The organism is Halorubellus sp. JP-L1 (assembly GCF_011440375.1).
GTDB lineage: Archaea > Halobacteriota > Halobacteria > Halobacteriales > Natrialbaceae > Halorubellus.
Genome location: NZ_JAAOIR010000005.1, coordinates 167,152 through 191,731, shown reverse-complemented (window position 1 = coordinate 191,731; position 24,580 = coordinate 167,152). Strand labels below are relative to the sequence as shown.

Sequence of the window (24,580 nt, the reverse complement as noted above, 5' to 3'; positions counted from 1 at the left end):
CGCTCACTCGTTCCACTGCTCTCGACCCGCTAGCCGACCGCACGCAACTCGGACACAGATCCAATGCCAGCCAACGACGACTCGACAGCCGAATCGACAGCGACAGCCGAATCGACAGCGACAGCCGAATCGACAGCGATGACGACCGACGACGACGACTTCACGGTGACGCCGTACGAGGTATCGGGGGACGTCGACTACGACGCGCTCCTCGAGCAGTTCGGGGCGGACCGATTGACGCGCGAGCAGGTCCGGCAGTTCCCCGACCACCCTTTGCTCGGCCGCGGCATCTACTACGCGGGCCGGGACGTCGACGACTACCTCGCTGCGAGCGAGGCCGGCGACCGGCACTCGATAGTGACCGGCGTCGGACCCTCTGGGCCGATGCACCTCGGGCACGCACTCGTGTTCTACCTCGCGAAGACCCTGCAGGACGCGACGGGCGCGACCGTCTATATTCCGCTCTCGGACGACGAGAAGTACCTCTCGAAGGACCTCACGTTCGAGGAGATAGGGGAGGCGACGACGGAGAACCTCCGGGACCTCCTGGCGGTGGGGTTCGATCCGGAGCGGACGCGGTTCGTGCTCGACACGGCGGACGCGGACGTCGTGTACCCGCTCGCGGCGACGTTCGCGAAGGACGTCACGCAGAACCAGCTCGAGGCGGTCTACGGGCGGCCGGACAACGTCGGGTTGGGGTTCTATCCGGCGGTGCAGACCACGCACCTCCTGCTCCCCCAGCTCGTCCACGGCGCGCATCCGACGCTCGTGCCGGTGGCGGTCGACCAAGACCCCCACGTCAGAGTGAGTCGGGACGTCGCGGCGAAAGCCAGGTATCCGGTCGCGAAGCCCGGCGCGTTGCTCGGGAAGTTCCTCCCGACGCTGTCGGGGCCGGGGAAGATGAGTTCGAGCGAGGGCGAAGCGATCTACCTGACCGACGACGCGGAGACGGTGAAGGAGAAGATCCTAGCGCACGCGTACTCGGGCGGCCGCGACAGCGTCGACGAGCACCGCGAGCGCGGCGGCGACCCGAGCGTCGACGTCGCCTTCCAGTACCTCCGGTACTTCTTCGAGCGCGACGACGACCGCCTCGAGGAACTGGCGAAGCAGTACCGTCGCGGCGAGTTGCTGTCGGGTGAAATGAAACTCGAGGCCGTCGACGCCATCGCCGAGTTCCTCGCCGCGCACCAGCGCCGGCGCGACGCGCTCGGGGACGTCCGCGAGGAACTGGAGCCGTACCGGTTGACGAGCGAGGAGCGCGAGCGAGCGCTCGAAGCGGCGGGGGTGCCACAGCTGTAGCCCCGCGACTCGTTCGACCCGTGCAGCGGCGGATTCCGGTCGTCGACCAGGCGAGCGCCGCGGGACCACGTGACGCGGCCCCGCGGGTGCCGAAGTCTTAAGCGCCGCGAGACCCCATTTGCCGTGTATGCAGCACGTGAAGATTCCGCAGGACCGCATCGGCGTGCTCATCGGCGAAGGTGGGGAGACGATGCGACGCATCGAATCTCGCGCGGGCGTTCGCCTCGACATCGACTCCGAGAACGGGAAGGTCGCGATCGAGCAGGTCGGCGACCCCGTGGACGCCCTGAAGGGCCCGGACATCGTCGAAGCGATCGGTCGCGGGTTCGCGCCCGACGACGCGCTGACGCTACTGGACGACGACATGCGGATGTTCGACCTCGTCGACATCGGCGCGGTCGCCCGCAACAGCAAGGACATGAAGCGCAAGAAGGGCCGCCTCATCGGCGAGAACGGCCGGACGCGCGAACTGATGGAGGAGCTGACGGGCGCGATGGTCGTCATCTACGGGTCGACGCTCGGCATCATCGGGTCCCCGAAGCAGACGAAGATCGTGCGCGAGGCCGCCGAGCGCCTGCTCGACGGCGCCCCGCACGGCTCCGTGTACTCGTTCCTCGAACGCAAACACAACGAACTGAAGCGCGAAGGCCTGGACTACCACCGGTACCCCGGCGGGACCTGAGGACGCCGTCGGTCCCGGAGATCGTCGGTCGGTCGTTCGGCCGTCACCGCGGCGTCGGGTCGTGGTCGTTTCGACAGCGTGAGGCGTTTTCACCGGAGCTACATTCGATTCCGGATTCCTGGATGCGGGCTGGAGTCCGATGGTCGACCCGGCGAACTCATTCTATATAAACCCCTTCGCTTGCGAACGTTTCGCACGGGAGTTGTAGCCCCCCGTTGGGCGGTCCTAGTCGACACGTTCCGGCATCTTTATATAGAATCACAATCAATCAATGAGGTACACATGTCCCAACAGATGAGCGGAGGGCAGCCCCTCCTCGTTCTCAGCGAAGACTCGCAGCGCACATCGGGCAAAGACGCCCAGTCCATGAACATCACGGCCGGGAAAGCCGTCGCGGAGTCCGTCCGCACCACGCTCGGCCCGAAGGGAATGGACAAGATGCTCGTCGACTCCAGCGGCGAGGTCGTCGTCACGAACGACGGCGTCACCATCCTCAAGCAGATGGACATCGAGCACCCCGCGGCCAACATGGTCGTCGAAGTATCCGAGACCCAGGAAGACGAAGTCGGCGACGGCACCACGAGCGCCGTCGTCGTCGCAGGCGAACTCCTCAAGAAGGCCGAGGACCTCCTCGACCAGGACATCCACGCCACCACGCTCGCGCAGGGCTACCGACAGGCAGCCGAACAGGCGAAGGACGTCCTCGAGGACGCCGCCATCGAGGTCTCCCCGGACGACCGCGAGACCCTCAAGCAGATCGCCGCGACCGCGATGACGGGCAAGGGCGCGGAGTCCGCGAAGGACATCCTCAGCGAACTCGTCGTCGACGCCGTCCTCGCCGTGCAGGACGACGAAGGCATCGACACGGACAACATCAAGGTCGAGAAGGTCGTCGGCGGCTCCACCGACAACTCCGACCTCGTCGAGGGCGTCCTCGTCGACAAGACGCGCGTCCACGACAACATGCCGTACTTCGTCGAGGACGCGAACGTCGCCGTGCTCGACGACGCGCTCGAAGTGAAGGAAGCCGACATCGACACCGAAGTCAACGTCACCGACCCCGACCAGCTCCAGCAGTTCCTCGATCAGGAAGAGGCACAGCTCAAGGAGATGGTCGACCAGCTCGTCGACGTCGGCGCTGACGTCGTGTTCGCCGAGGACGGCATCGACGACATGGCCCAGCACTACCTCGCGAAGGAAGGCATCCTCGCGGTCCGCCGCACGTCCAGCGACGACGCGAAGCGCATCGCGCGCTCCACGGGCGCCCGCATCGTCTCGAACCTCAACGACATCGAGGAAGACGACCTCGGGTTCGCCGGGAACGTCGTCGAGCAGGACGTCGCCGGCTCCACGAAGATCCTCATCGAGGACGTCGAGGACGCGAAGTCCGTCACGCTCCTCCTCCGCGGCGGCACGGAGCACGTCGTCGACGAAGTCGAGCGCGCGATCGACGACTCGCTCGGCGTCGTCCGCACGACCCTCGAGGACGGCAAGGTCCTCCCCGGCGGCGGTGCGCCCGAGACCGCCCTCAGTCTCGCGCTTCGGGACTTCGCCGACTCCGTCGGCGGCCGCGAGCAGCTCGCGATCGAGGCGTTCGCCGACGCAGTCGAGGTCATCCCGCGCACGCTCGCGGAGAACGCCGGCCTCGACTCCATCGACAGCCTCGTCGAACTCCGCTCGAAGCACGACGGCGGTGCGGCGTCCGCCGGTCTGGACGCGTACACCGGTGACGTCATCGACATGAGCGAGGAAGGCGTCGTGGAGCCGCTCCGCGTCAAGACGCAGGCGATCGAGTCCGCGACCGAAGCGGCCGTGATGCTGCTCCGCATCGACGACGTCATCGCGGCGGGCGACCTCTCCGGCGGTCAGGTCGACCCCGACGACGGCGGCGACGCAGGCGGCCCGCCCGCTGGCGGCCCCGGCGGCATGGGCGGCGGCATGGGTGGCATGGGTGGCATGGGCGGCGCAATGTAAGTTCGGCCAACGCCCACACTTACACTCCCACGTCATCGGCCCGTTCCGTACCGCTCCCCGACCCATCTGCGAATCTTCTTTCGACGCTGCTCGTGTAGTAGCGACGCTGCTCGCGTAGTGGCGACGCTGTGAGCGTCGCGACGGCGGGCGACGCGGACTGCGCGGTCGCGGCCGAAACGCACGTCACCCCGAACGTGGTAGTTGGCGGCATGCTCGTGGAGGAGGTGATGACCACGCCGGTCGAGACTATCGACGCGGACGCGAACGTGATGACGGCGCTCGACGAGATGCTGGAACGCGAGGTCGGGAGTCTCGTCGTCACGACCGGGTCGCCACCGCGCAAGACCGGGATCGTTACCGACAGGGACGTGAAGGGCGCCCTCCGCGACTTCGAGCATCCGCTCAAGGACGCGACGGTCATCGATCGAATCGTGTTCCTCCTTCGGCGACCCGTGACCGGCGCACCGGTCCGCGAGTACATGAGTTCGCCGCTCGTAACGATCGAGCCGGACGAGACGCTCTCGGAGGCGATCGCGACGATGCACGACCACGAGATCAAGCACCTCGTCGTGACGAAGCACATGCAGCTAGAGGGCATCCTGACGCCGTCGGACGTCGGACGGGCGCACGACGGCGTCGTGCGCGAAGCCCGACGATCGGACGTGCATCGCCCCCACTGGGAGCGCTGAGCTCCCGGTCGTGACGCCTGTCGGCCGCGAAGACGAGGTTCCGTTCCGCAACTTTCGCCACGTACCTTTCGGTTTAATTAAGTGGAGTGGCGGGGTAGCGTCGCCGTATGGATACGCTGCTGCTGGATAGCGGGGACGTGGACGAGAACGCGCAGATGGGTGACGTCGTCGCGGCGGTCGAGGCGGCGTTCGCGGCGTACGAGGACGGTCGTACGTTGATGCCGGCGAAGTCCTACGTGGACCTCCCGAAGTACAACGGCGACTTCCGGTCGATGCCGGCGTACATGGCGGCCGAGGACTGGGACGCTGCGGGCATCAAGTGGGTGAACGTCCACCCCGACAACCCCGAACAGTTCGACCTCCCGACGGTGATGGGGACGATGATCTACTCGGACCCCGAGACGGCGGTCCCGCTCGCGATCATGGACGGTACCGAGTTGACGATGAAGCGAACGGGCGCGGCGGCCGCAGTTGCGACGGACCACCTCGCGGTCGAGGACGCCACCTCGCTCGGGATCGTCGGCGCCGGCGTCCAGTCGTACACGCAACTCGACGCCATCGCGCAGGTCCGAGACATCCAGACGGTCGTCGTGAGCGACGTCCGCGACGACGCCATCGAGCGCTTCCAGGACGTCTACGGCGACGCGTTCGACGTGCAGCGCGGCGACATCTCCGACGCCGGGCACTGCGACGTCGTGTCGACGGTCACGCCCGTCGAGGACCCGATCGTCGGCCCCGAGGACGTCGGCGACCACACGCACGTCAACGCGATGGGCGCGGACGCCGAAGGCAAGCACGAGATCGAAGACGACGTCCTCCTCGACGCGAAGGTCGTCATCGACGACTTCGAGCAGTGCACGCACTCCGGCGAGATCAACGTCCCGTTCAGCGAGGGCGTGATGGACGCCGACGACATCTACGGCGAGATCGGCGAGATCGTCACGGGCGCCATCGACGGCCGCACGAACGACGACGACGTGACGGTGTTCGACTCCACCGGACTCGCGATCCAGGACGTCGCCGCGGCGCACGTCGTCTACGAGCACGCGTTCGAGAACGACAACGGCACGCCGTTCGAACTCATCCAGACGTAGAACGATCTCGGAGTCGCGTCCCATAGATTCAGATAGAAGGGGCAGTGGACCTCCTCACAGAGTCACAGGATTCGCCATCGGTCGTGGCGAAGTAACCAATACGTAGAGCCTGCGAATTGACCACTGTGGGTTCTTTCAGCTCAACGAGGTATTTGGACACCTGTGCGAGATACAGGGCGCGTCTCAGACTGCTGTGGTGAAGTCCTCAAACGGAAACAATTCCAGCCAGTCATTCAACGAGGTGGACGCCCTCCTGGAGTTGCGGTTACTCCGCTTCACTCGCTTGGTAGACTCTCGATAATCGATTCGGTGAGAGCCGGTTCTAGTCCAGTGTCCCGGTATCCAGCTGCGAGGTTGACATCGACAGCCCAATACTGGCCGTCGTCGTCTTTGACCAAGTCCACCCCCACACCCCTGAGGTCGAACCGTTCGACAAGTGCTCGGAGCGACGCTGCAAGCGCTGGCCGAATCTCTATCTCGCCGAGGAACCGCTTCTCCATATAGAGCTTCGATGTGACGCGCCGCCCCGCGACGTGTACTCGTGTCCCGTCGTTGACGGCGTAATACTTGTAATCGACTGGCTCCGTCGGGATCAGTTCCTGATAAAACTCTCCCTCGCCGTTGAGTTCTGGTTCGTCGTTCCAGATATAGCAGCCTTTAGCGACGTACTCGCCATCGGGTTTCTCGAAGGTGACTTCGGGCGTGAGAAATCCCATCTCCGAGAGTGCGCGAAGCCCGACAAGCCGTGAGCTGAACAAGATCGTCGCCTGCAGGTTGTTCCACAGCGCTGTCCCCGTCCGTCGAGCATGCCTGAGAGTGGGGAACGCACTCGGGAGTGTCTTCTTGTTAACGATCAACGGGAGATCGGCGATATGATCTCGTGAGAGCGTAGATTGAGGATGGAAGAATCGAACCTGAAAGCCCGCGTTTCGAAGACGCTCGGCTACGTCGCTAAACACTGGCTTGTTCTTCTTGCAAAGAATACCGATACTGCGATCACCTCCCATCAGGATCTGCGTTGGTGTTCAAGCGTGACTCTGAATAGCATTCTGGTGTCTGGTTGAACGAGTTCAGTAACACGTAACGAGTGTCGCGGAGAGTGGGAGATGCCCCGACGGATGGAACGCGCACTGAACAGCCCCATCTACTCGAGACGACGGGCGCATTTATCGGTGCAGGCTGTGTAATCTCTCCTGTATGCCTGAAGAAGTCCTGTTCAAATCAGAGAGCGAACAGAGTCGAGAAGAGATTGCATCGTACCTTCGGAAAGTCGCGGACAATCTCGATAGCGGAAACGCTATCAACCTGAAAGCAGGCTCCGAGTCCGTAACACTGAATCCCCCTGCCCAACCGACCTTCGAGGTCAAAGCTGAACGCGAAGGCCCGGCTGGCAATATGACTGAATTAAGTGTCGAGTTCGAACTCGAATGGGACGAGAACGCCGGTGAGGAGACCAGCGGGAGCGGCCAGTTAGAAATCGAGTAGTCATTCCGCACGTTCACCGACGAGTGATTCGCCGCCTTGCGGTGTACTAAACGCAACCGTTGGGCTGCAGAGATGCCCTATAATTCGCACGGCGTTCTTGACAGAAGTCGAGCTAGGCAACAGATGGAACGATACGTGAGTCACCTGCCTCTACCATTTGGTTTCCCTGTGAAGCCGTGCGGGAACGCTTCTCCGGTACCGTTACGCCGACAGCCAGAGCGAAGACGACTGCAACCGCGAGGAGTAGAGCGAGACGGCTACGGGCAGCTCATTCGATGTGGACGGCGGGCCGGTACGGCTGTGCGCGGTCGGCTTTGTCGGCGGGGTCGACGACGTCGTCGCCGTCCTCTACGTAGACCTCGACGTCGGCGTCGAACTCGCGGGCGAGGAAGTCCGCGGCGGCCTCGTACACCGCGCGTTCGTCGACCGCCTCGAGGGCGTCGAGGGCGTCGTCGTCGCGCTCGCGGACGAACGCGACGAGGTCCTGGACGAGGTCGTTGACCGCGTTCCCTTTCTCGCGGAGTTCGGGGTCGCTCATCACCTCGCTCATCACCTGCCCGATGTCCGGGCCGACGTCGCGGACGGCATCGAGGACGTCGTACTTCCAGTCGGCGGTCGCGTAGACACGGATCGTGTCGGGGTCGGTGTCCGTGACGTCGACGATGTCGTTCACGTCCGCGGTGAGGTCCTCGACGAGGCGTTCCTCGACGAGCACGCTCTCGTCGGCGAACTCGTCGTCGACCGCGGGCCACCCGGCGTTCTCGGCGGGCTCGCTGGTGAGGGCCTCGTGGAGTTCGTTCGCCATGAACGGCGTGAACGGTGCGAGGAGCTTCAGGCGCGTCTCGAGGACGCGACGTTGCGTCCAGCGCGCACCCGGTGCGTCGAGGTCGCGACGCCGCCGGTACCAGCGCAGGTCCTCCTCGAGGTTGTAGAACGCCGCCTGACTCGCAGTCCGGGTCTCGAAGCCCTCCATCGCTTCGGTAACCGTCTCGACGGTCTCCTGGAGGCGCGCGAGCAGCCAGCGGTCGGCCTGCGCGAGCTCCGGTCGGGCGTCGGGCGCCTCGTCGTCGAGGATCTCCTGCGCGCGCCGCCAGAACCGCTGGAGCTGGTCCTGGGTCGTCTCGACCTGGTCGTCGCGCCAGTCGTAGTCCTGCCAGGGCTCCGCCGAGTTCATCAGGAAGAACCGGACGGTGTCCGCGCCGAAGCGCTCGATGGCTTCGCCGGGGAGGACGACGTGGCCCTTCGAGGAACTCATCTTCTCGCCCTCCAGCAGCCCCATCCCCATGACGGTGATGCCCTCCGGCCAGTTCGAGGGATCGAACAGCTCCGCGTGGTGGAACAGGAAGAACGTCAAGTGATTGTTCACGAGGTCGTTCGCCGAACACCGGTAGTCGACGGGGTACCAGTGCTCGAACTCCTCGTGGAGCTCGACGGCCTGCTCGGGCGCCGCCTCGGGGTCCTCGAGGGCGTCTGCGCCGTAGAACAGCACGTCGAAGAACTCGTGCGTGAGGTCCTCGACGGGGACGTCGTCGATCCGGTGGGCGATCGTGTAGTACGCCATGTAGATCGTCGAGTCCGACAGCGGCTCGATGACGAAGTCCTCGTCCCACGGCAGCCTGGTTCCCAATCCATAGTTCCGGATGCACGGCCACTCGTTCAGCCAGTCGACGGTGTGGTCGTACTGCTCGCGGGTGTTCTCGGGGATGGCGTCGAGCTGGGAGACGGCGTCGTGGGTCTTCGCCTTCCAGTCGGCGTCGTTGTACCGGAGGAACCACGTGTCCTGTTTGGCGACCTCGACGTCGCCGCCGCAGCGACAGACGACCTCCTCGCTGAACTCCTGCATCGTGTCGAACCCGTTCCCGAGGTACTGGGCCTTGAACTCGTCGCGGACGTCGCGGACGACGCCGCCCGCGAACTCGCCGTACTCCTCGAGGAGTTCGCCCGAGTTGAACTCGGCGTTGTAGAGGTCCTGCGTCACTTCCTTCAGCGCGGGGTCCTCGCTCGACTCGATGCCGGCGTCCTCGACCGCGGTCTTCGCGGGGATCTCGCCGTACCCCTCGATGGCGAGGATGGGGACGGGTTCGATCGCGTCGACGTCCGCGGGATCGATCCCGTACGCTTCCATGCGCGCGTCGTCCGCCTTTGCCTCCTGGAGCGCGAGGTAGTCGTCCGGCGAGTGCGCGGGCACGCTCATCACGACGCCCGTCGCGTTGTCGGCGTCCACGAACCCGGCGGGGAGGACGAGTACGTCCTCGGCCGTGATCGGGTTCCGGACCGTCTCGCCGACGAGCGCCTCGCCGTCGTACTCCTCGCGGACCTCGACGTCGCGACCCTGGAGTTCGAGCTTCTCGGCCGCCTGCGCGGAGACGAACCAGGACTTGCCGTCCACCTCGGCGACCACGTACGCCGCGTCGGGGTCGATGTACGCGTTCGTCACGCCCCGGACCGTCTCCGGCCGTAGCGTCGCCATCGGGACCGTCACGGCCGCGCCGTCTATCTCGGCGCCGAACTCGACGAGCGTGTACTCCTGGAACTCCGCCTCCTCGCCCTCGAGGATGTCGTGGGTCGTGACCGGCTGGTCCTCGTTCGTACAGTACTTCACCGGATGCAGGCCCTTCTCGAGCAGTCCGCGCTCCTTGAGCGTGCGGTACTGCCACGTGATGAACTGCGAGTACCGGTCGTCGTTCGTCGTGAACTCCCGACGCCAGTCGATGCTCAGGCCGAGGTCCTGCATCCCCTTCTTGTAGTGCTCCTCGATGAAGTGCCGGGCGTAACCCATCGGCGTCTCCAGGTCCTGGAGCGTCGCGTCGTCGACGTTGTACGTGTTCTGGAGGACGTCCAACTGCTCTTCCTCGCCCTTCTTCAGGCGCTCGACCGCGCCGATGATCGGCGTTCCCGTGACGTGCCATGCGATCGGGAACAGGACGTTGTCGCCCTGCAGCCGCCGATATCTGGCGTAGACGTCCGGCACCGTGTACGTTCGGGCGTGCCCGATGTGCATCCCGCCGCTCGGGTAGGGATAGGGGACGGTGACGAACGTCGTCTCCGCGTCGCCCTCCGCGTCGGCCTCGTAGCGGCCCTGCTCGCGCCACCGCGACCGCCACTTCGACTCCAGCTCCTGGGGGTCGTACTCGCTCATGGACCGGACTTCACGTGGGGCATGTATAAGCACTCTCAACTCTATCGCTGGGCCGTACCGACGCTCGACGACTGGCGTCGTTCGGTCTCTGTTGGTTCACGCTCGACGCGACGTGACCCACTCCGAAAAGCCGACCTGGATGACAGACGCACCTGTCTATCCGTCGAAAAGTTCGGGATGGCCTGTGCATGGCGTGCTCGGGAGTGGCGCGAAGAACGAACTGATAGCGGCGCTCGAGTTCGAGCGCGAGTTCGACGCCACCATCGGCGTCCGGGCTGGGACCGACGCAGTGACGCCCTCGCCGAGCGTGTACGTCGGGTTCGGCCAGCCACCTGCGTCGATCGGCGCGGCAGAGGGAGCGGCCGCTTCGACCACGACCACCGGAGTTAGCCATTTAGGCTAACTTTAAGTAACGTTAGCTCATTCGACTAACTGCCGATGGCGAGACGACACCCCCTCGACGACGCAGCGGTCGAACGAGCGGCCGCCGACCACGACTGTCCCCCCGACCGCCTGCACGCGCTCCTCGAGGCGTTCGACGAGATTACCAGTCCGCGGTTGGACAACCTCGTGGAGAACACGGAGACCGAGTACCGCCCGGACCGCACCGTCGTCGACCGCGGCCCAGAGCGGTTGACGCTCGCGGTCGACACCGCGACGTTCCGCCTGCCGTTCATGCAGCTCGACTGGGACGAGCACACGACGGCGATGGGAGACGACGTGGACCGCGAGGCGGCCCGCTCGACCCTTCAGGACGCCGTCGTCGACGCCCACCGGACCCACGGCGTCGAGCGCGGGCTCGACCCCGAGACCGCCGGGATGCTCCCGCTCACGACCTGGACCCCCCGGATATACGATCTCGAAGCCGGTGGCATGTCCAGACAGGAGGCGCGCGCGCACGTCCTCCGGGACGGTGGACTGACCCAGAAGCAGGTCCGCGACCGCATGGACCTCCCGTCGACGAGCGCCGCGAAGAACGCCCTCCACCGCGGCGACCGGAAGGTCCGGACCGCCCGGCGGCTCGTCGACGCCGTCGACCGCGACGACGAGATCGCCTGACGCCCCGCGACGCAGCCCCGACGAACGACCGCGACCGCCGATCGCGACGAACGACCGCGACCGCCGAGCAGACACATCCACGACACGACCGATGACACGAAACGACGACACCACCGACGGACGAACCGACGCCAAATCGACCGGCTCGAGCCCGACGGCGAGCGAAATCGGCTCGCTCGCCGACCCCGACGATCTCCGCGAGCGCGAGACCGTCGCGTGCAGCGAGCGCGACCGCGTCCTCCCCGCAGAGAAGTTCGACGCGCTCCGCGAGCGCTACGAGCGCATCGACGGCGTCGTCCAGGTCGGCGTCACGAACGACGACGGCGCGGTCCTCCTCGTGGGCGAACCACCGTACGCGCCGCCGGGCGGGAACGTCGAGGCTGGCGAGGACTGGGTCGCGGCCGCCGAGCGCGCCATGACCACCATCACTGGCGTCGACGTCCGCGTCGACGACGCCGTCGCGTTCGAGCGGACGGCGTTCCGCTCCGGGGGCGACGCGGACGCGTCGTTCCACGCGGACAGCGTCCTCTTCGAGGCGTCGCTCGTCGACCCGCCGGCCGGCTATCGCGAGGACCCGACGTTCGCCGACGACCTCGACCACCCGCTGTACGGCGACGGGAGCGAGCACGCGCTCGCGTGGGTCGACGCCGTCACCGACGACGTCCACGAGAACCACCGCGGGGACGTCGACGCGTTCCTCGACTGACCGCCCGCGACGGCACCGTTGCCACCCGGAGCCACGAGAGCCAAGTGCCTCGGGGGCGAGCGCCAGCTCGTGGGCGAGTTCGCGCGAACGCTCCAGACCGCGGTTCGAGAGCGACTCGACGGTAGGGCAAGCGCCTTGGAGTGGCACGAGGAGTACGACGTCGGCGGGACGCCCGTCGACGTCGTCGGCGTCCTCACGGAGCGGGCGGGCGAGCGCGTGCTCGTCGTGGTAGAGCTAGAGGTTCGACGCGCGGACCCCGCGAACAACACGGTGAAACTCCTCAGAAACCTCGACGCGGGCGTCCTCGACGCGTACGACCGCGTCGTCGTCTGCCAGGTGTTCTCCGCGTACTACGACCTCGCCAGTGGTGGCGTGAGCACGAAGCGGGAGAACGCGGCGTTCGTCGGACGGCTCGCCGCGGACGCGTACGAACGCGTGACCTATCGCGCCGTGGACCTGCCCGTGACGCCGCCGAAGCGCGGGAACGACCCGCCCAGAGAGTGGCGGGCCGGCGTCGACGCCGCGGTCGACGCGACCTGCCGCGCGCTCGACGACGCAGCCGATCACGCGTTCGACGCTGATGTGTCATAGAACGGTTCTCACACCCACAAATAGCTATAGATCGGATCGTTAGCTACAGCGGACCCAGGTAACGCCCAAGCAACAACTCACCTAGGTGCTATCAGGTAACTCGTACTGGATAGCGACCGGGAGTCAATAGCGGACTGGGAATAGGACCTGGATAATAGATATTTAAAATGTAAGTAAGCAAATTCAAATATACCGCAATCTTAACTCTTTGTGTATCCCTGACATACCATGGAACGTCGTAATTTCCTAGGTCTGACCGGTATGGCCATGGTTCCTGTAGCTGGATGCGTAAGTAATACAGATGATACCCTCGATTCAGGCGGGGGGAACGATGGGGATGGAAGCGATGACCAAACCACTCAAACGACCCAGTCCGACGACACAGAAGAAACGACGCCGGAAGACGCCTCGGGAGAAGTAATTGTTGGACAGCTAGTTGAAGGTAAACAAATGGCGATGGTGGTCGAATCCGTCTCCAGAACTACCAAAATTGGCGAATTCCAGGAGGCTGATGAAGGGAATGAATTCGTCATCGTCAAGCTCGCTGTAAAGAACACCACGGAATCAAAATACGCGACATTCAGCGGATTCCTTCAGACACAACTAAAAGATTCAGAAGGTTATACATACAGTCAAACAGTCGCCGTCACTGGAAACGCATTCGAAGGAGGCGAACTCGCCCCCGGTGAAGTCGGTCGAGGCGACATCGTGTACGAAGTTCCAACCGATGCCTCCGAACTGGTGTTGCAGTTCGACCTCTCTAGCTTCAGCTTCTTCCGATACAACCAGATCGTAATCGATCTCAGTAAAGAAGCTGAGACCACAGCCTCACTTGAACAAACGCTTCGTGTCCCCCTGAATTCGATAGGAGATACCGTTTCTAAGGATGATGTAGCAGTCAAAGTGAACAGCGTGGAAACAGAGACAAGCCTCTCTTCATTTACCGAAGCCGAAGAAGGCCATGAGTTCGTTATTCTCGACATCACCATAACGAACAATACCAGCGAAGACCTGTCGCTCTCCACGCTACTCCAAATGCGGATGAAAGATGGGCAAGGGAACTTCCATTCAATGAGTATCAGCGCATTATCTGAACTCGAAAAAAGCTACAACGAAAGTCAACCATTGACATCTGGTGAATCACGGCGCGGGAAAATTCCTTACGAAGTCCCAGAAGATGTCAGTCCACTCTACTGGACGTTCGAATTCAGTATTTGGGTAGAGGGGAGCAAAGCGTTCTGGCAAATCCGCTAACACCACGGGTTCTTTCGACTTCGTATCCAATCTGTATGGGTATTCAGAACGACCCCATCAACCCTATCGGTGGCTAATAGGATGCGTTTTAGTAGGTGCGAACAGCCACCTGCCGGTTGATTCAGTATCTCACTGACGAAGCGAACACTAGATGGGCCGTTCTGTGATATCGTATCGACGCTAGTTGATGTCGATGTTGTGGCCCTCGACGGACTCGGATTGCTTCGGGAGCGTGACCGTGAGCGTGCCGTTGTTGTAGCTGGCGGTGATCTCGTCCTCGACGACTGGGTCGGGGACGCGGACGGTACGGCTGACGGACTCGCTGCGTTCGCGGTGGACGTACGTGCCGGCCTCGTCGTCGGCCTCCTCCGAGGACTCCTCGCGCGCGGCGTCGATGCGGAGGTCGCCGTCGGCGAACGTCAGGTCGATGTCCTCGACGCCGAACCCGGGGAGGTCGGCGACGACCGTGTACTCGTCGCCGTGGTCCTGCATGTCCACGGGAACGCTCCGGAACTCGGGGAGGTCGCCCGTGTCAAGCTGTCGGCTCATCCGGTCGAACATGTCCTCCAGTTCGTCGAAGGGATTCCGTCGCATGACAGAGGACACTTCGCTGTCGGCGGTGATAAAACCTCCCCGCCAAGATGCCGGTTCGGGTGGGGTCGACGGCGAGGACGGCGGCGACTGCGACGACGGCGACGGCTGCGGTCGCGTCGCCGTCGCTCGCGCCCTCACGAGACGACGGTGCGGACGTCGTACGACCCGAGTTCGCGCACCCAGCCGTTCTCGCAGAGGTCGCGGACGACATCGAGCGCGGCCTGCGTGCGGTCCTCGTACAGGCCGGCCTCCACGTCGACGTGGAAGCAGTAGTCGCCGAGGCGCTCGCCGCTCGGCCGGGACTCGACGCGCGTCAGGTTGACGTCGCGGTCCGCGAACGGCTCCAGGAGTTCGAGCAGGAGTCCCGGGTAGTTCGCGTTCGGGTAGACGACGAACGTCGACTTCCCGCCCGCCTCGCTGCGCGCCTCCGGGCGTGCGATGACGAAGAACCGCGTCGCGTTCGACGTCCGGTCCTGGACGTCCTCGGCGAGTACGCGCAGCGCCCCCGCCCCGGGTTCCCCCGCCGCGTTCTCGCTGGAGTCGGTTTCGTCGGCATTGCCGGGATGCGCGATCGCGGCCACCGCGGGGTCGTTGCGAGCGCGCTCCACGCCCGCCGCGGTCGACGCGACCGCCTCCCGCTCGACGCCCGGGTACTGCTCGTCGAGGTACTCGCGGCACTGCGCGAGCGCCTGCGGGTGACTCGCCACCACGTCGAACCCCTCGCCCTGCGCGAGCAGCGCGTGCTTGATCGGCGTCACCACTTCCTGTGTGACCGCGACGTCGTACTCGGCGAGCGCGTCCAGCGTCTCCGTCACCGACCCCTCGATGGAGTTCTCGATCGGGACCACGCCGCGGTCGGCCGCGCCCGACGCGACGGCCTCCACGATGCTCGTCACCGATTCGCGGAACGACACCTCGCCGTCGCTGACGGCGCGTGCAGCCCGATGCGAGTACGTCCCCGACGGCCCGAGCGTAACGGTCGACATACGACCCGATACCGCCCGGTGCGAGAAAAGACCGTCGGGGGCGACAGCGTTCGCCGCCAGCGGCCGACGACCGGCGACCAGCGACCGGCCGCTGCCTCGACCTATCGACCGCTATTTGTGTCTGGGAAGTGTCATCTGGAGCGATGGAGTTCCACCCGGAACGGCTCGTCGGTCCACCCCGCGGCTGGGACGCCGCCCGCGTCTCCGTGCTTAGCGCGGTCGTCTTCGTCGCGATCTACGCGTACTATGCGCTAGTTCACCAGCATCGGACTCCGTTCACGCTCGGGCTGGCGATCGGTATGGGTACGAGTGGCGTCGCCGAACTCCTCCCCGAATCCCCGCGGTACCTGGCTGCCGTCCTCCGACTCGCGGGCATCGGCGTCCTCCTCGCGCTCGTCGTCGCCGTCTTCGTCGCCCCCGACGTCGTCTTCGCCACCTGAGCCGACGCGAGAGCGCCGCGATCGACTGAACGCATCCAGACCCGACACGGACCCGTGGGAAGGGTTAACGAGCGCGCGACCGAACGCGAACGCATGGAGGTCGTCCCAGAATCCACGGTCGAGAGCACCGAAGCGGTCGACGGCGTGTCCCTGACGCTCCTCGCGGGCGGCAGCGAGGCGAACGTCCAGCACTTCGACATCGACCCCGGCGCGAGCGTTCCAGAACACAGTCACCCCCACGAGCAGGTCGGCTACGTGCTGTCGGGCGCGCTCGACTTCGAGGTCGACGGCGAGACCGTCACGGTCGAGGCCGGCGACTCGTTCGTCATCCCCGGCGACGAACCCCACGGTGCCCGGAACCGCGGCGACGTCCCCGCCGTCGGCCTCGACGTCTTCAGTCCGCCACGAGACGACCCCGACTGGCGGGACTGACCGCAGGCCGACTCGCTCGCATCCAGACTCGGCCTCACGACGCAGAGTCGTCGAACGCGGCGTTCGCGTCGAAGCGGTCGTCGTCGACGTCGTGCGTGAGGCGCGCCGTCGTCTCCTCGACGGCGCTGGAGCGCCCGAGGACCGTCACCCGGTCGCCGAGGTTCACGGCGTCGTCCGCGGCCGGAATCCACGTCTCCGCGTCTCGAGCGAGCGCCACGACGAACGACCGCTCGGCCGCCAGCCGATCCAGTTCCGCGACGGTGTCGACGCCGGCACGCGTCAGTGAGACCGTCCGGACGCCACCGGTCCGCGTCAGCGAGACGAGCCAGTCCGGCGCGGACTGGTCCACGACCTGGTCGAGCGACCAGAGTTCGAGCTGCGAGCCCGTGAGCAGTTCGACGTCGGACGCCTCGTACATCGAGCGGTTATCCGTGCGGTTGAGACGGGCGAGGACCGTATCGACGTCGAACTCCTCCGTGGCGAGACGAGCGACGTCGACGTTGGTCTCGTCGTCGTCCGTCGCGGCGACGACCCGGCGCGCCCGGGTCACGCCGGCTCGACGGAGCGCGGCACCGTCCGTGCCGTCGCCCTCGTATACCTCGAATCCGGCGGTTCTCGCGGTCTCGACGAGCTCGCGGTCGGCTTCCACGACGTGCACGCGCAGGTCCTGTTTCTCGTATCGCTCGGCCAGCGCCAGCCCGGTCCGACCGGCGCCGACGACCACGACGGTATCCGTGAACAGCCCGAGCCGGCTGGCGATCCGCGGCGCGAAGAGCCCCTCGATCAGGGACGTGACGAGGATCGTCATCAGCACGGTCCCGGTGATGTTCGCCGCCGCGCCCGGGTTCTCGCCCTGTAGCTGGACGGCGAACAACACAGCCAGGCCTGCCGGGATGATGCCGCGTGGACTCACGCTCCCGAGGAACAGTCGCTCCCGCCAGGGGAGCACCGATCCGAGGCTCGCGAGGAAGACTGCGGTCGGACGGACGAGGACGACGACGCCGACCGCAACGAGCAGGCCGTTCACCCCGACCGTCCGCAGCCACTCCGGTTCGACGAACGCCGCGAGCACGACGAACGTGAACGCGAGGACGAACGTCATGAACTCCTCCTCGAACTCCGAGATTCGCTCCTGGTAGGGGAGGTCGGCGTTCCCCAAGAGCAGTCCAGCGGTCGCAACCGCCGCGACGCCCGCCTCACGTGCGACGTTCTCCGCGACCGAGAACGCCACCACGGCGGTCGCGAGGTAGAGCTGGCTGGCGTGCACGGGCGCCCGGTCCGGAGCGTGCCGGGCTTTCTTGAACAGCACCCAGACCACGGCCGCGACCGCCGCGCCGACGAGGACGCCCGAGAGGAGATGCCACCCGAACACGAACGCGAACTGCTCCGGGTTGGTCCGCGTGAGCGTCACGGCGTAGAACACCGCGACCGCCAGAATGCCCGCCGTCACCTCGGTGGCGAGCGCCTCCAACTCCAGCGTGTACTCGAGGCGCTCGGGGAGCGGCACGACCGCCAGCAGCGGCTCGATGACGGTCGTCCCGGTGGGGACGAGGAGCGCGCCGATGAGGAGCGCGATGCCCGTCGGAACGTCCATCGCGACGTACGTGATCGCCGCCGTCCCGAGGAACGTCACCATCGTTCCGACGGTCGCGAGGAGGTACGCCATCCGCGGCGCGTCCCGGATCGCTTCCAGGCTGAGGCTCGACCCCGAGTGGAAGATGATGATCGCCACGCCCATGCCGACGACGACCGCCAGCCCGTCGCCGAACACCTCGTGGTGGACGAGCCCCAGAACCGGCGGGCCGATGAGGACGCCCGCAATCGTGAAGAAAAGGAAGTTCGGGACCGCGAAGCGCGCACCGAGGAGCTCCGCGGCGATCGCGACGCTGATGACGAGCGCAATCGCTGCGAACAGTTCAGTCGCCGCCACGAGTCCTCCCTCTCATCCTCGGTGAGACAAGCCTAGGAGTGCCGCGAGAATAAGCGAGGAGCATGCGAGTGACGGCCCCACCGCCGCGTCCGTCGTACCGGGACGTCCGACCGTCGTGGCCGCGTCTAGCGGTTCAGCGTGTGGATGGCGTGCCCGAGCGCGTTCTCCGCGGCCTCCATCACCGCTTCGGCGAGCGTCGGGTGCGTGTGCACGGTCGACGCGACGTCCTCGAGGGTCGCGCCCATCTCGATGGCGAGTCCGAGTTCCGCGATCAGTTCGCTCGCCTCCGGGCCGACGATCTGCGCGCCCAGAATGAATCCACTGGGTTCGTCGGCGACGATGCGCACGAATCCGTCGGTCTCGGCCGTGGTGAGCGCACGGCCGCTCGCCTGGAACGGGAACTTGCCGACGACCGGCTCAAAGCCCTCCTCCTCGGCCTCGTCCTGCGTGAGGCCGACGGTCCCGATCTCGGGTTCCGTGAACACCGCGGCGGGCATCGCCTGGTAGTCCACTGCGGAGGGTTCGCCCGCGACGACCTCCGCCGCGATCTGGCCCTCCTTGCTACCCTTGTGCGCGAGCATCGGCTCGCCGGCGACGTCGCCGACCGCCATGATGTGCTCGACGTCCGTGCGACAGCGATCGTCCGTCTCCAGGAACCCGCGCTCGTTCGGCTCCAGACCCGTCGCTTCGAGGTTCAGCGTGTCCGTGACGGGCTGCCGGCCGACCGCGACGAGGACCTTGTCAGCCTCCAGTTCCAGGTCCGAGGTCTCGTCCTCCGCTTCCGCCTCCGCAGTCTGGCCGCCGTCCGCTGCGGCAGGCGCGGCGGTGACGCGGACGCCGCCGTCGGCGGTCTCCTCCCAGTCGCTCGCGGAGTACCCGAAGTGGAACTCCACGCCCAGGTCCTTCGCGTGGCTCTTGACGACCCGACTGACGTCGTCCTCGTACGGCGGCAGGACGTCGTCGAGCATCTCGACGACCGTGACGTCCGTGCCGAGTTTCGCGTACACCGTCGCGAGCTCCATCCCGATGTAGCCCGCGCCGACGACGACGAGCTCGTCCGGGACCGAGTCCAGACTGAGCGCGTGCTGGCTGGAGAGGACGTGCTCGCCGTCGAACTCGAACCCCGGAATCTGGATGGGGCGAGAGCCCGTGGCGACGATGCAGTGCTCGAAGTCCAGGCTCTCGCTCCCCTGGCCTTCGCCGCCGTGAACGATGCGAACTGAGTTCTCACCGGAGAACTCGGCGGTGCCCTCGATGAGGTTCACGCCGTTGGCCTTGCAGAGCTTCTCGACGCCGCCCGTGAGGTTGTCCACGACGTCGTCCTTCCAGGACATCATCTGGGTCATGTCCACGGCGGGGTTCGCGTGGATACCCATCTCTTCGGCGTTCGCGGCGTCGTGCTTGAGACTCGTCGCCGTGATGAGTGCCTTCGACGGGATGCACCCGCGGTTCAGGCACGCGCCACCGTATTCGTCCTTCTCGACGAGCGTGACGTCGAGACCGAGCTGTCCTGCGCGGATGGCGGCGACGTATCCGCCGGGGCCCGCGCCGATTACGAGGAGGTCCGTGCCAGTTGTGACGTCTCCGACGACCATACTGATACACTCCGCGAGCAGCCATAAAAACCCGCAGGAATCGGCACTGCGAGCCCTCGCGGTCGTCGGTCCAGCAGGAGCAGGAGCGCCCCGCGACCGTTTCTGTGCCGGAACGAAATAATTATATCGAACAGTTATGATATTGAAACGATGGCAACCAGTCAGGAAGCACGTCTGAACGTTGACGTCTTCGGGGAGCGAATCGTGGCACAGATCGTGGACGGAATCATCCAGGTCGTCCTCGCGTTCGGCCTCCTCATCGGTCTCACAGGGGTCGCCGGCGCCGCGGCCGAGGCGAGCGAGAGCGTCGCCAGCGGCATCGGGCTCTTCGGCCTCCTGGTCGCGTTCGCCGCGATGTTCTTCTACAACGCCGGCCTCGAGTACTACTGGGACGGCCAGACCGTCGGCAAGCGCCTGATGGGCATCAAGGTCGTCGACGAGTCCGGGGACGCGGCGAGCTTCGGGCAGACGATCGTCCGGAACATCCCGGCGGTCTTCAACCTCGGCATCTTCAGCGTCTTCGCCGCACTCCTCACCATGGCGTTGAGCGACAAGACCCAGCGGATCTTCGACGTGCTCGCGAGTACAATCGTCGTCGAGAAGGCGAGCGGTGCCGAGCCCGAACACTCAACGGACACCAGTTGGGGGTCGGACGCCGACCAGTCCACGCAGTTCTGACCCGGCGCCCGCGCCGGCTTCTTCCGGCTGCGGGGGAGACGAGCGTCGCAGCTCCGCGGCTGTCTGAAACGAGAGCACGGGCAGACGACGGCGAGGCCGCGAGAGGAGAGCGAACGCAAAAAGCTCGGTGCGACTACTCCAGAAGGAGCAGTTCGGGGTTCTGGAGGTACTTCTTGACCTCGTTCGTGAAGTGCGCGGCGTCGGCGCCGTCGATGATGCGGTGGTCGATCGACAGCGAGAGCGTGAGGACGTGCCGCGGCTCGATCGAGTCCTCGCCGTTCTCGTCCGTCACCACGCGCGGCTTCTTCTTGATCTCGCCGAGCGCGAGGATCGCGCTCTCGGGGTGGTTGATGATCGGCGTGGCGTACTCGCCGCCGATCCCGCCGACGTTCGTGATCGTGAACGTCCCGCCGCGCATCTCCTCGACGCCGATCGTGCGATCGCGGGCCTTCTGGACCTTCTCGTTCATCTCCGAGGAGAGCTGGAGCAGGCCCTTGTGGTCGACGTCGTCGACGACCGGCACCATCAGACCGGCGTCCGTGGCCGTCGCGACGCCGATGTTGTAGTAGTGCTTCTTGACGATCTCCTCGTTCGCCTCGTCGAGCGAGACGTTCAGCTGGGGGTGTTCCTTGAGCGCGGCGACGCAGGCCTTCATCACGAACGGCATGTACGTCAGGCGGATGCCGCGCTCCTCGGCCTCGCCCTTGAGGCGGTCGCGGGTCTCGACGAGCGCGGTGACGTCGACCTCGTCGTGGTGCGTGACGTGGGGCGCGGTGTACTTCGAGTTCGCCATCGCGTCCCCGATCGTCTTCCGCACGCCCTTGTACGGCTCACGGGTCTCGCGCTGGCCCTCCGCACCCATCGACTCGCCGGCTGCCATCGCGCCGGCGTCGGCCGCCTGGGCCTCCTGGGTCGCCTGCGAATACTCCGTGACGGCTTCGGGCGTGACGAACGCCTCGCCGTCGCGGGTCTCGTCGGTCGGGACGTCGTCGATGTCGACGCCCTCCTCCTCGGCGAGCTTCCGCGTCGCCGGCGCCGCGAGCGTCTTCTCGCGACCAGCGGCCTCGACGCCGCTCGGCGACGGCGCGGACTGCGTCGTCTGCGTGGACGCTGCCTGCGCGCTTCCACCGGCCGACCCGGCATCGCCGGCGCTCGCGACCTCGTCCGCGCTCTGGTCGGCCTCGGCGCTCGCGGGCTCGCCGCCCTCGGGAGCGTCGTCGCCGCTCTCGGCGTGCGCCTGGACGTCCGCGTCCGTCACGCGACCGCTCGGGCCCGTGCCCTCGACCGCGCCGATGTCGACGCCGAGTTCGCGAGCGAGCTTGCGCGCGCTCGGCGGCGCGAACACGCGCCCCTCCGACGTCGACACTTCCTCGGCGTCGTCGGAATCGACTGCTCCAGTCTCGCCGGCCGCCGCCTCGCCGCCGTCCGGCGGCTCCGCGGTCGCGTCCTGCGAGCCGGCATCGGCGTCCGCGCTCGAGGACGTGTCCTCGAGGTCGTCCTCGCCCTCGACGTTGTACACCATGATGACGTCGCCGACGGGCACCATCTCGCCCTCCTCGGCGAGCAGTTCCTTCACGGTCCCGTTGTACGGCGAGGGGACGTCGACGAGCGCCTTGTCAGTCTCGACCTTCGCCACAGCTTGGTCCTCGGAGACGGTGTCGCCGGGCTCGACGAGCCACTCGACGAGTTCGCCCTCGGCGACGCCTTCGCCGACGTCCGGGAGTTTGAATTCCTGTGGCATGTTAGAAGTCCACCGCGTCGCGGATGCCCTTCTTGATGCGAGCCGGCTCCGGGAGGTAGTAGTCCTCGAGCGCGTACAGCGGGAACGGCGTGTCGAAGCCCGTGATGCGCTCGACGGGCGCCTCCTGGTACATCAAGGCCTCCTCCTGGATGATCGTCGCGATCTCGCCGCCGAGACCACCAGACTTCGGGGCCTCGTGGACGACCGCCGCACGACCCGTCTTCTTGAACGACTCGACGATCGCGTCCTTGGGAAGCGGCGACATCGACCGCAGGTCGACGACCTCCGCGTCGATGCCGTCCTCCTCCGCGAGCTCTTCGGCGGCCTCCATCGTCGGGCGCGTCATCGCACCCCACGTGAATACCGAGATGTCCGAGCCCTCGCGGCGGACCGCGGCCTCGCCCAGCGGGACCTCGTAGTCGTCGTCGGGGACTTCCTCGCGGAACGCGCGGTAGATGAGCTTCGGCTCGAGGAACACGACCGGGTCCGGGTCGCGGATCGCCGCGATGAGCATCCCCTTCGCGTCGTACGGCGTCGAGGGAATCTGGACTTTGAGGCCGGGCTGGTGCGCGAACATCGCCTCCGTCGACTCGGAGTGATGCTCGGGCGCACGGATGCCGCCGCCGTACGGCGCGCGGATGACCATCGGGCACTCGAACCGACCGCGAGAGCGCGTGCGGAGGCGCGCGGCGTGACTCACGATCTGGTCGAACGCCGGATAGATGAACCCGAGGAACTGGATCTCGGGGACCGGCTTCAGACCGTACGCCGCCATCCCGATCGCGGTCCCGATGATGCCGGCCTCGGCCAGCGGCGTGTCGATGACGCGGTCCTCGCCGAACTCCTCGTAGAGGCCGTCGGTCGCGCGGAACACGCCACCGTTCTTCCCGACGTCCTCGCCCATCACGAGGACGTCGTCGTCGTTGCGCATCTCGCTCTGCAGGCCGTCCCGCACCGCCTGCACGAGGGTCAGGTTCTCCGTGTCAGCTTGTTGTGCTTGCTTGCTCATGTTAGTCCTCCAGTAGGGCGTCGTCGCCGAACTCCTCGCGCACCTCGTTGAACCACTCCAGTTGCTCGTGGAGTCGCTCGGGCATGTCGGCGTACACGTGGTTGAACATCTCTACGGGCTCTGGACGCTCGACCTCTTCGGCCGCGGCAATCGCTTCGGCGACGTCGTCCTCGACGCGCGCGGTAATCTCTTCTTCGAGGTCGTCGTCGAGCGTTCCGCGTTCGCGGAGGAACGTCTCCATCCGCGGGATCGGGTCCTTCTGCTTCCAGCGTTCGACCTCGTCGTCGTCCCGGTAGACGGAGGGGTCGTCCGCGGTCGTGTGCGCACCGAACCGGTACTGGACCGCCTCGATGAGCGTCGGCCGGAGCTCGTCCTCCCCGGGCGCTTTCGCCTTCTCGACGGCCTCCTTCGTGACCTTGTACACCGCCAGCGGGTCCATGCCGTCGACCTGCACGCCCTCGAACCCGTACGCCTGGGCCTTCTGGGCGAGCGTCTCGCTCGCCGTCTGCTTCTCGCGGGGCACCGAGATCGCCCACTGGTTGTTGTTGCAGAAGAACACCGCCGGCGCGTCGAACACGCCCGCGAAGTTCAGGCCCTCGTGGAAGTCGCCCTCCGAGGTGGCGCCGTCGCCGAAGTAACAGAGGAACGCATTCTCTTCGCCCTTCAGGCGCGACGCCCACGCCGCGCCGGTGGCGTGCGGGATCTGGGTCGCGATGGGCACCGCGACCGTGAACAGGTTGACGTCCTCGGGGATGGCGTTCCCGCGTTCGTGGCCCATCCAGTACAGGAGCGTGCGCTTCAGGCCGAACCCGCGGACGAGTGCGGCGCCGTGCTCGCGGTAACTGGGGAACATCCAGTCGTCCTGATCGAGTGCGTGCGCGCTCGCGACCTGCGCGCCCTCCTGGCCGGACAGGGGTGGGTACGTTCCCATGCGTCCCTGTCGCTGGAGGGAGACGGCACGCTGGTCGAAGTGCCGCGCGAGCTTCATCTGCTCGTACATCTCGAGGAGCTCGTCGTCGGAGAGGTCCGGCACCTCCGCGTCGTCGAGCACTCGACCGCTGTCGTCGAGTACCTGTACGCGGTCTCGAGGGTTTCGTTCTAGCGTGCTCACGGGAAAACGCACCTTCGCATGAGTGATACGTCTCTTGCTCGCGTTATATGATTTTCGTAAAAACGTTACTATCAAGTGTATTCTTGCCACGC

23 protein-coding genes are annotated in these 24,580 nt (G+C 66.0%); 14 read left to right on the top strand and 9 right to left on the bottom strand.

The features are described 5' to 3' along the window. Nucleotides 1-63 precede the first annotated feature (63 nt). The 5 genes from G9C85_RS17915 to G9C85_RS17895 all read left to right on the top strand — a co-directional run bounded on the left by G9C85_RS17915 (nt 64) and on the right by G9C85_RS17895 (nt 5,738). Nucleotides 64-1,299, top strand: coding sequence for a tryptophan--tRNA ligase (locus tag G9C85_RS17915; protein ID WP_166042507.1), 1,236 nt, complete (start codon nt 64-66; stop codon nt 1,297-1,299). 127 nt (nt 1,300-1,426) lie between these two features. Next, nucleotides 1,427-1,981: a pre-rRNA-processing protein PNO1 gene (locus G9C85_RS17910; protein ID WP_166042505.1), complete on the top strand. Its 555-nt coding sequence runs from the start codon at nt 1,427-1,429 to the stop codon at nt 1,979-1,981. A 282-nt stretch (nt 1,982-2,263) separates the two neighbouring features. Next, the gene (gene thsA / locus G9C85_RS17905; RefSeq protein ID WP_166042503.1) at nt 2,264-3,955 is read left to right on the top strand and encodes a thermosome subunit alpha; all 1,692 of its coding nucleotides are present in this window, start codon (nt 2,264-2,266) and stop codon (nt 3,953-3,955) included. Between the two features lie 128 nt (nt 3,956-4,083). After that, nucleotides 4,084-4,644 (top strand): CBS domain-containing protein, encoded by a 561-nt coding sequence (locus G9C85_RS17900; RefSeq protein ID WP_166042501.1) that lies wholly within the window; start codon nt 4,084-4,086, stop codon nt 4,642-4,644. A 107-nt stretch (nt 4,645-4,751) separates the two neighbouring features. Continuing rightward, complete coding sequence (locus G9C85_RS17895; RefSeq protein WP_166042499.1) at nt 4,752-5,738, top strand: ornithine cyclodeaminase family protein; 987 nt, start codon at nt 4,752-4,754, stop codon at nt 5,736-5,738. A gap of 275 nt (nt 5,739-6,013) precedes the next feature. Here G9C85_RS17895 and G9C85_RS19055 read toward each other — a convergent pair whose 3' ends face one another. Continuing rightward, nucleotides 6,014-6,745, bottom strand: a complete 732-nt coding sequence (locus G9C85_RS19055) for a hypothetical protein (protein WP_240148959.1) — start codon at nt 6,743-6,745, stop codon at nt 6,014-6,016. A 190-nt stretch (nt 6,746-6,935) separates the two neighbouring features. Between G9C85_RS19055 and G9C85_RS17885 the strand changes: the two genes are divergently transcribed. Further along, nucleotides 6,936-7,223: an amphi-Trp domain-containing protein gene (locus tag G9C85_RS17885; protein ID WP_166042498.1), complete on the top strand. Its 288-nt coding sequence runs from the start codon at nt 6,936-6,938 to the stop codon at nt 7,221-7,223. Nucleotides 7,224-7,491: 268 nt separating this feature from the next. On the opposite strand, the gene leuS is transcribed toward G9C85_RS17885, so the two are convergent. Then, nucleotides 7,492-10,362, bottom strand: coding sequence for a leucine--tRNA ligase (gene leuS, locus G9C85_RS17880; protein ID WP_166042496.1), 2,871 nt, complete (start codon nt 10,360-10,362; stop codon nt 7,492-7,494). A 112-nt stretch (nt 10,363-10,474) separates the two neighbouring features. Between leuS and G9C85_RS17875 the strand changes: the two genes are divergently transcribed. The 5 genes from G9C85_RS17875 (at nt 10,475) to G9C85_RS17855 (ending at nt 13,972) form a co-directional block, all read left to right on the top strand. Beyond that, nucleotides 10,475-10,765 (top strand): hypothetical protein, encoded by a 291-nt coding sequence (locus tag G9C85_RS17875; RefSeq protein WP_166042495.1) that lies wholly within the window; start codon nt 10,475-10,477, stop codon nt 10,763-10,765. A 35-nt stretch (nt 10,766-10,800) separates the two neighbouring features. Next, a complete protein-coding gene (locus G9C85_RS17870) occupies nt 10,801-11,421 on the top strand; it encodes a hypothetical protein (RefSeq protein ID WP_166042493.1) in 621 nt (206 codons plus the stop codon). A gap of 91 nt (nt 11,422-11,512) precedes the next feature. Then, entirely contained in the window at nt 11,513-12,127 is a 615-nt protein-coding gene (locus G9C85_RS17865) for an NUDIX domain-containing protein (protein ID WP_166042491.1), read from the top strand. Nucleotides 12,128-12,262: 135 nt separating this feature from the next. Further along, complete coding sequence (locus G9C85_RS17860) at nt 12,263-12,718, top strand: hypothetical protein (RefSeq protein WP_205254401.1); 456 nt, start codon at nt 12,263-12,265, stop codon at nt 12,716-12,718. Between the two features lie 228 nt (nt 12,719-12,946). Continuing rightward, nucleotides 12,947-13,972, top strand: coding sequence for a DUF4352 domain-containing protein (locus G9C85_RS17855; RefSeq protein WP_166042488.1), 1,026 nt, complete (start codon nt 12,947-12,949; stop codon nt 13,970-13,972). Between the two features lie 180 nt (nt 13,973-14,152). On the opposite strand, the gene G9C85_RS17850 is transcribed toward G9C85_RS17855, so the two are convergent. Both G9C85_RS17850 and pheA read right to left on the bottom strand, forming a co-directional pair. Then, nucleotides 14,153-14,566 (bottom strand): Hsp20/alpha crystallin family protein, encoded by a 414-nt coding sequence (locus G9C85_RS17850; RefSeq protein ID WP_166042486.1) that lies wholly within the window; start codon nt 14,564-14,566, stop codon nt 14,153-14,155. Nucleotides 14,567-14,700: 134 nt separating this feature from the next. Beyond that, the gene (pheA, locus tag G9C85_RS17845) at nt 14,701-15,552 is read right to left on the bottom strand and encodes a prephenate dehydratase (RefSeq protein ID WP_166042484.1); all 852 of its coding nucleotides are present in this window, start codon (nt 15,550-15,552) and stop codon (nt 14,701-14,703) included. Between the two features lie 143 nt (nt 15,553-15,695). Between pheA and G9C85_RS17840 the strand changes: the two genes are divergently transcribed. Continuing rightward, the gene (locus tag G9C85_RS17840; protein ID WP_166042482.1) at nt 15,696-15,992 is read left to right on the top strand and encodes a hypothetical protein; all 297 of its coding nucleotides are present in this window, start codon (nt 15,696-15,698) and stop codon (nt 15,990-15,992) included. A gap of 93 nt (nt 15,993-16,085) precedes the next feature. Then, on the top strand, nt 16,086-16,424 hold the full coding sequence (locus G9C85_RS17835; protein ID WP_166042481.1) for a cupin domain-containing protein: 339 nt from the start codon (nt 16,086-16,088) through the stop codon (nt 16,422-16,424). A 34-nt stretch (nt 16,425-16,458) separates the two neighbouring features. Here the strand turns inward: G9C85_RS17835 and G9C85_RS17830 are convergent, their stop codons facing one another. Both G9C85_RS17830 and lpdA read right to left on the bottom strand, forming a co-directional pair. Beyond that, nucleotides 16,459-18,354 carry a cation:proton antiporter gene (locus G9C85_RS17830; protein ID WP_166042479.1) on the bottom strand — a complete coding sequence of 632 codons (1,896 nt, stop codon included), beginning with the start codon at nt 18,352-18,354 and terminating at the stop codon, nt 16,459-16,461. 125 nt (nt 18,355-18,479) lie between these two features. Next, complete coding sequence (lpdA, locus tag G9C85_RS17825) at nt 18,480-19,949, bottom strand: dihydrolipoyl dehydrogenase (protein WP_166042477.1); 1,470 nt, start codon at nt 19,947-19,949, stop codon at nt 18,480-18,482. A 150-nt stretch (nt 19,950-20,099) separates the two neighbouring features. Here lpdA and G9C85_RS17820 point away from each other — a divergent pair, with 150 nt between their 5' ends. Next, nucleotides 20,100-20,627, top strand: coding sequence for an RDD family protein (locus G9C85_RS17820; RefSeq protein WP_166042476.1), 528 nt, complete (start codon nt 20,100-20,102; stop codon nt 20,625-20,627). Between the two features lie 133 nt (nt 20,628-20,760). Here G9C85_RS17820 and G9C85_RS17815 read toward each other — a convergent pair whose 3' ends face one another. The 3 genes from G9C85_RS17815 to pdhA are packed head-to-tail and all read right to left on the bottom strand — an operon-like array spanning nt 20,761 to nt 24,488. Beyond that, nucleotides 20,761-22,368, bottom strand: a complete 1,608-nt coding sequence (locus G9C85_RS17815; protein ID WP_166042474.1) for a 2-oxo acid dehydrogenase subunit E2 — start codon at nt 22,366-22,368, stop codon at nt 20,761-20,763. Nucleotide 22,369: 1 nt separating this feature from the next. Then, on the bottom strand, nt 22,370-23,377 hold the full coding sequence (locus G9C85_RS17810; RefSeq protein WP_166042472.1) for an alpha-ketoacid dehydrogenase subunit beta: 1,008 nt from the start codon (nt 23,375-23,377) through the stop codon (nt 22,370-22,372). A gap of 1 nt (nt 23,378) precedes the next feature. Next, nucleotides 23,379-24,488 (bottom strand): pyruvate dehydrogenase (acetyl-transferring) E1 component subunit alpha, encoded by a 1,110-nt coding sequence (pdhA, locus tag G9C85_RS17805; RefSeq protein WP_166042470.1) that lies wholly within the window; start codon nt 24,486-24,488, stop codon nt 23,379-23,381. Between the last annotated feature and the right edge of the window lie 92 nt (nt 24,489-24,580).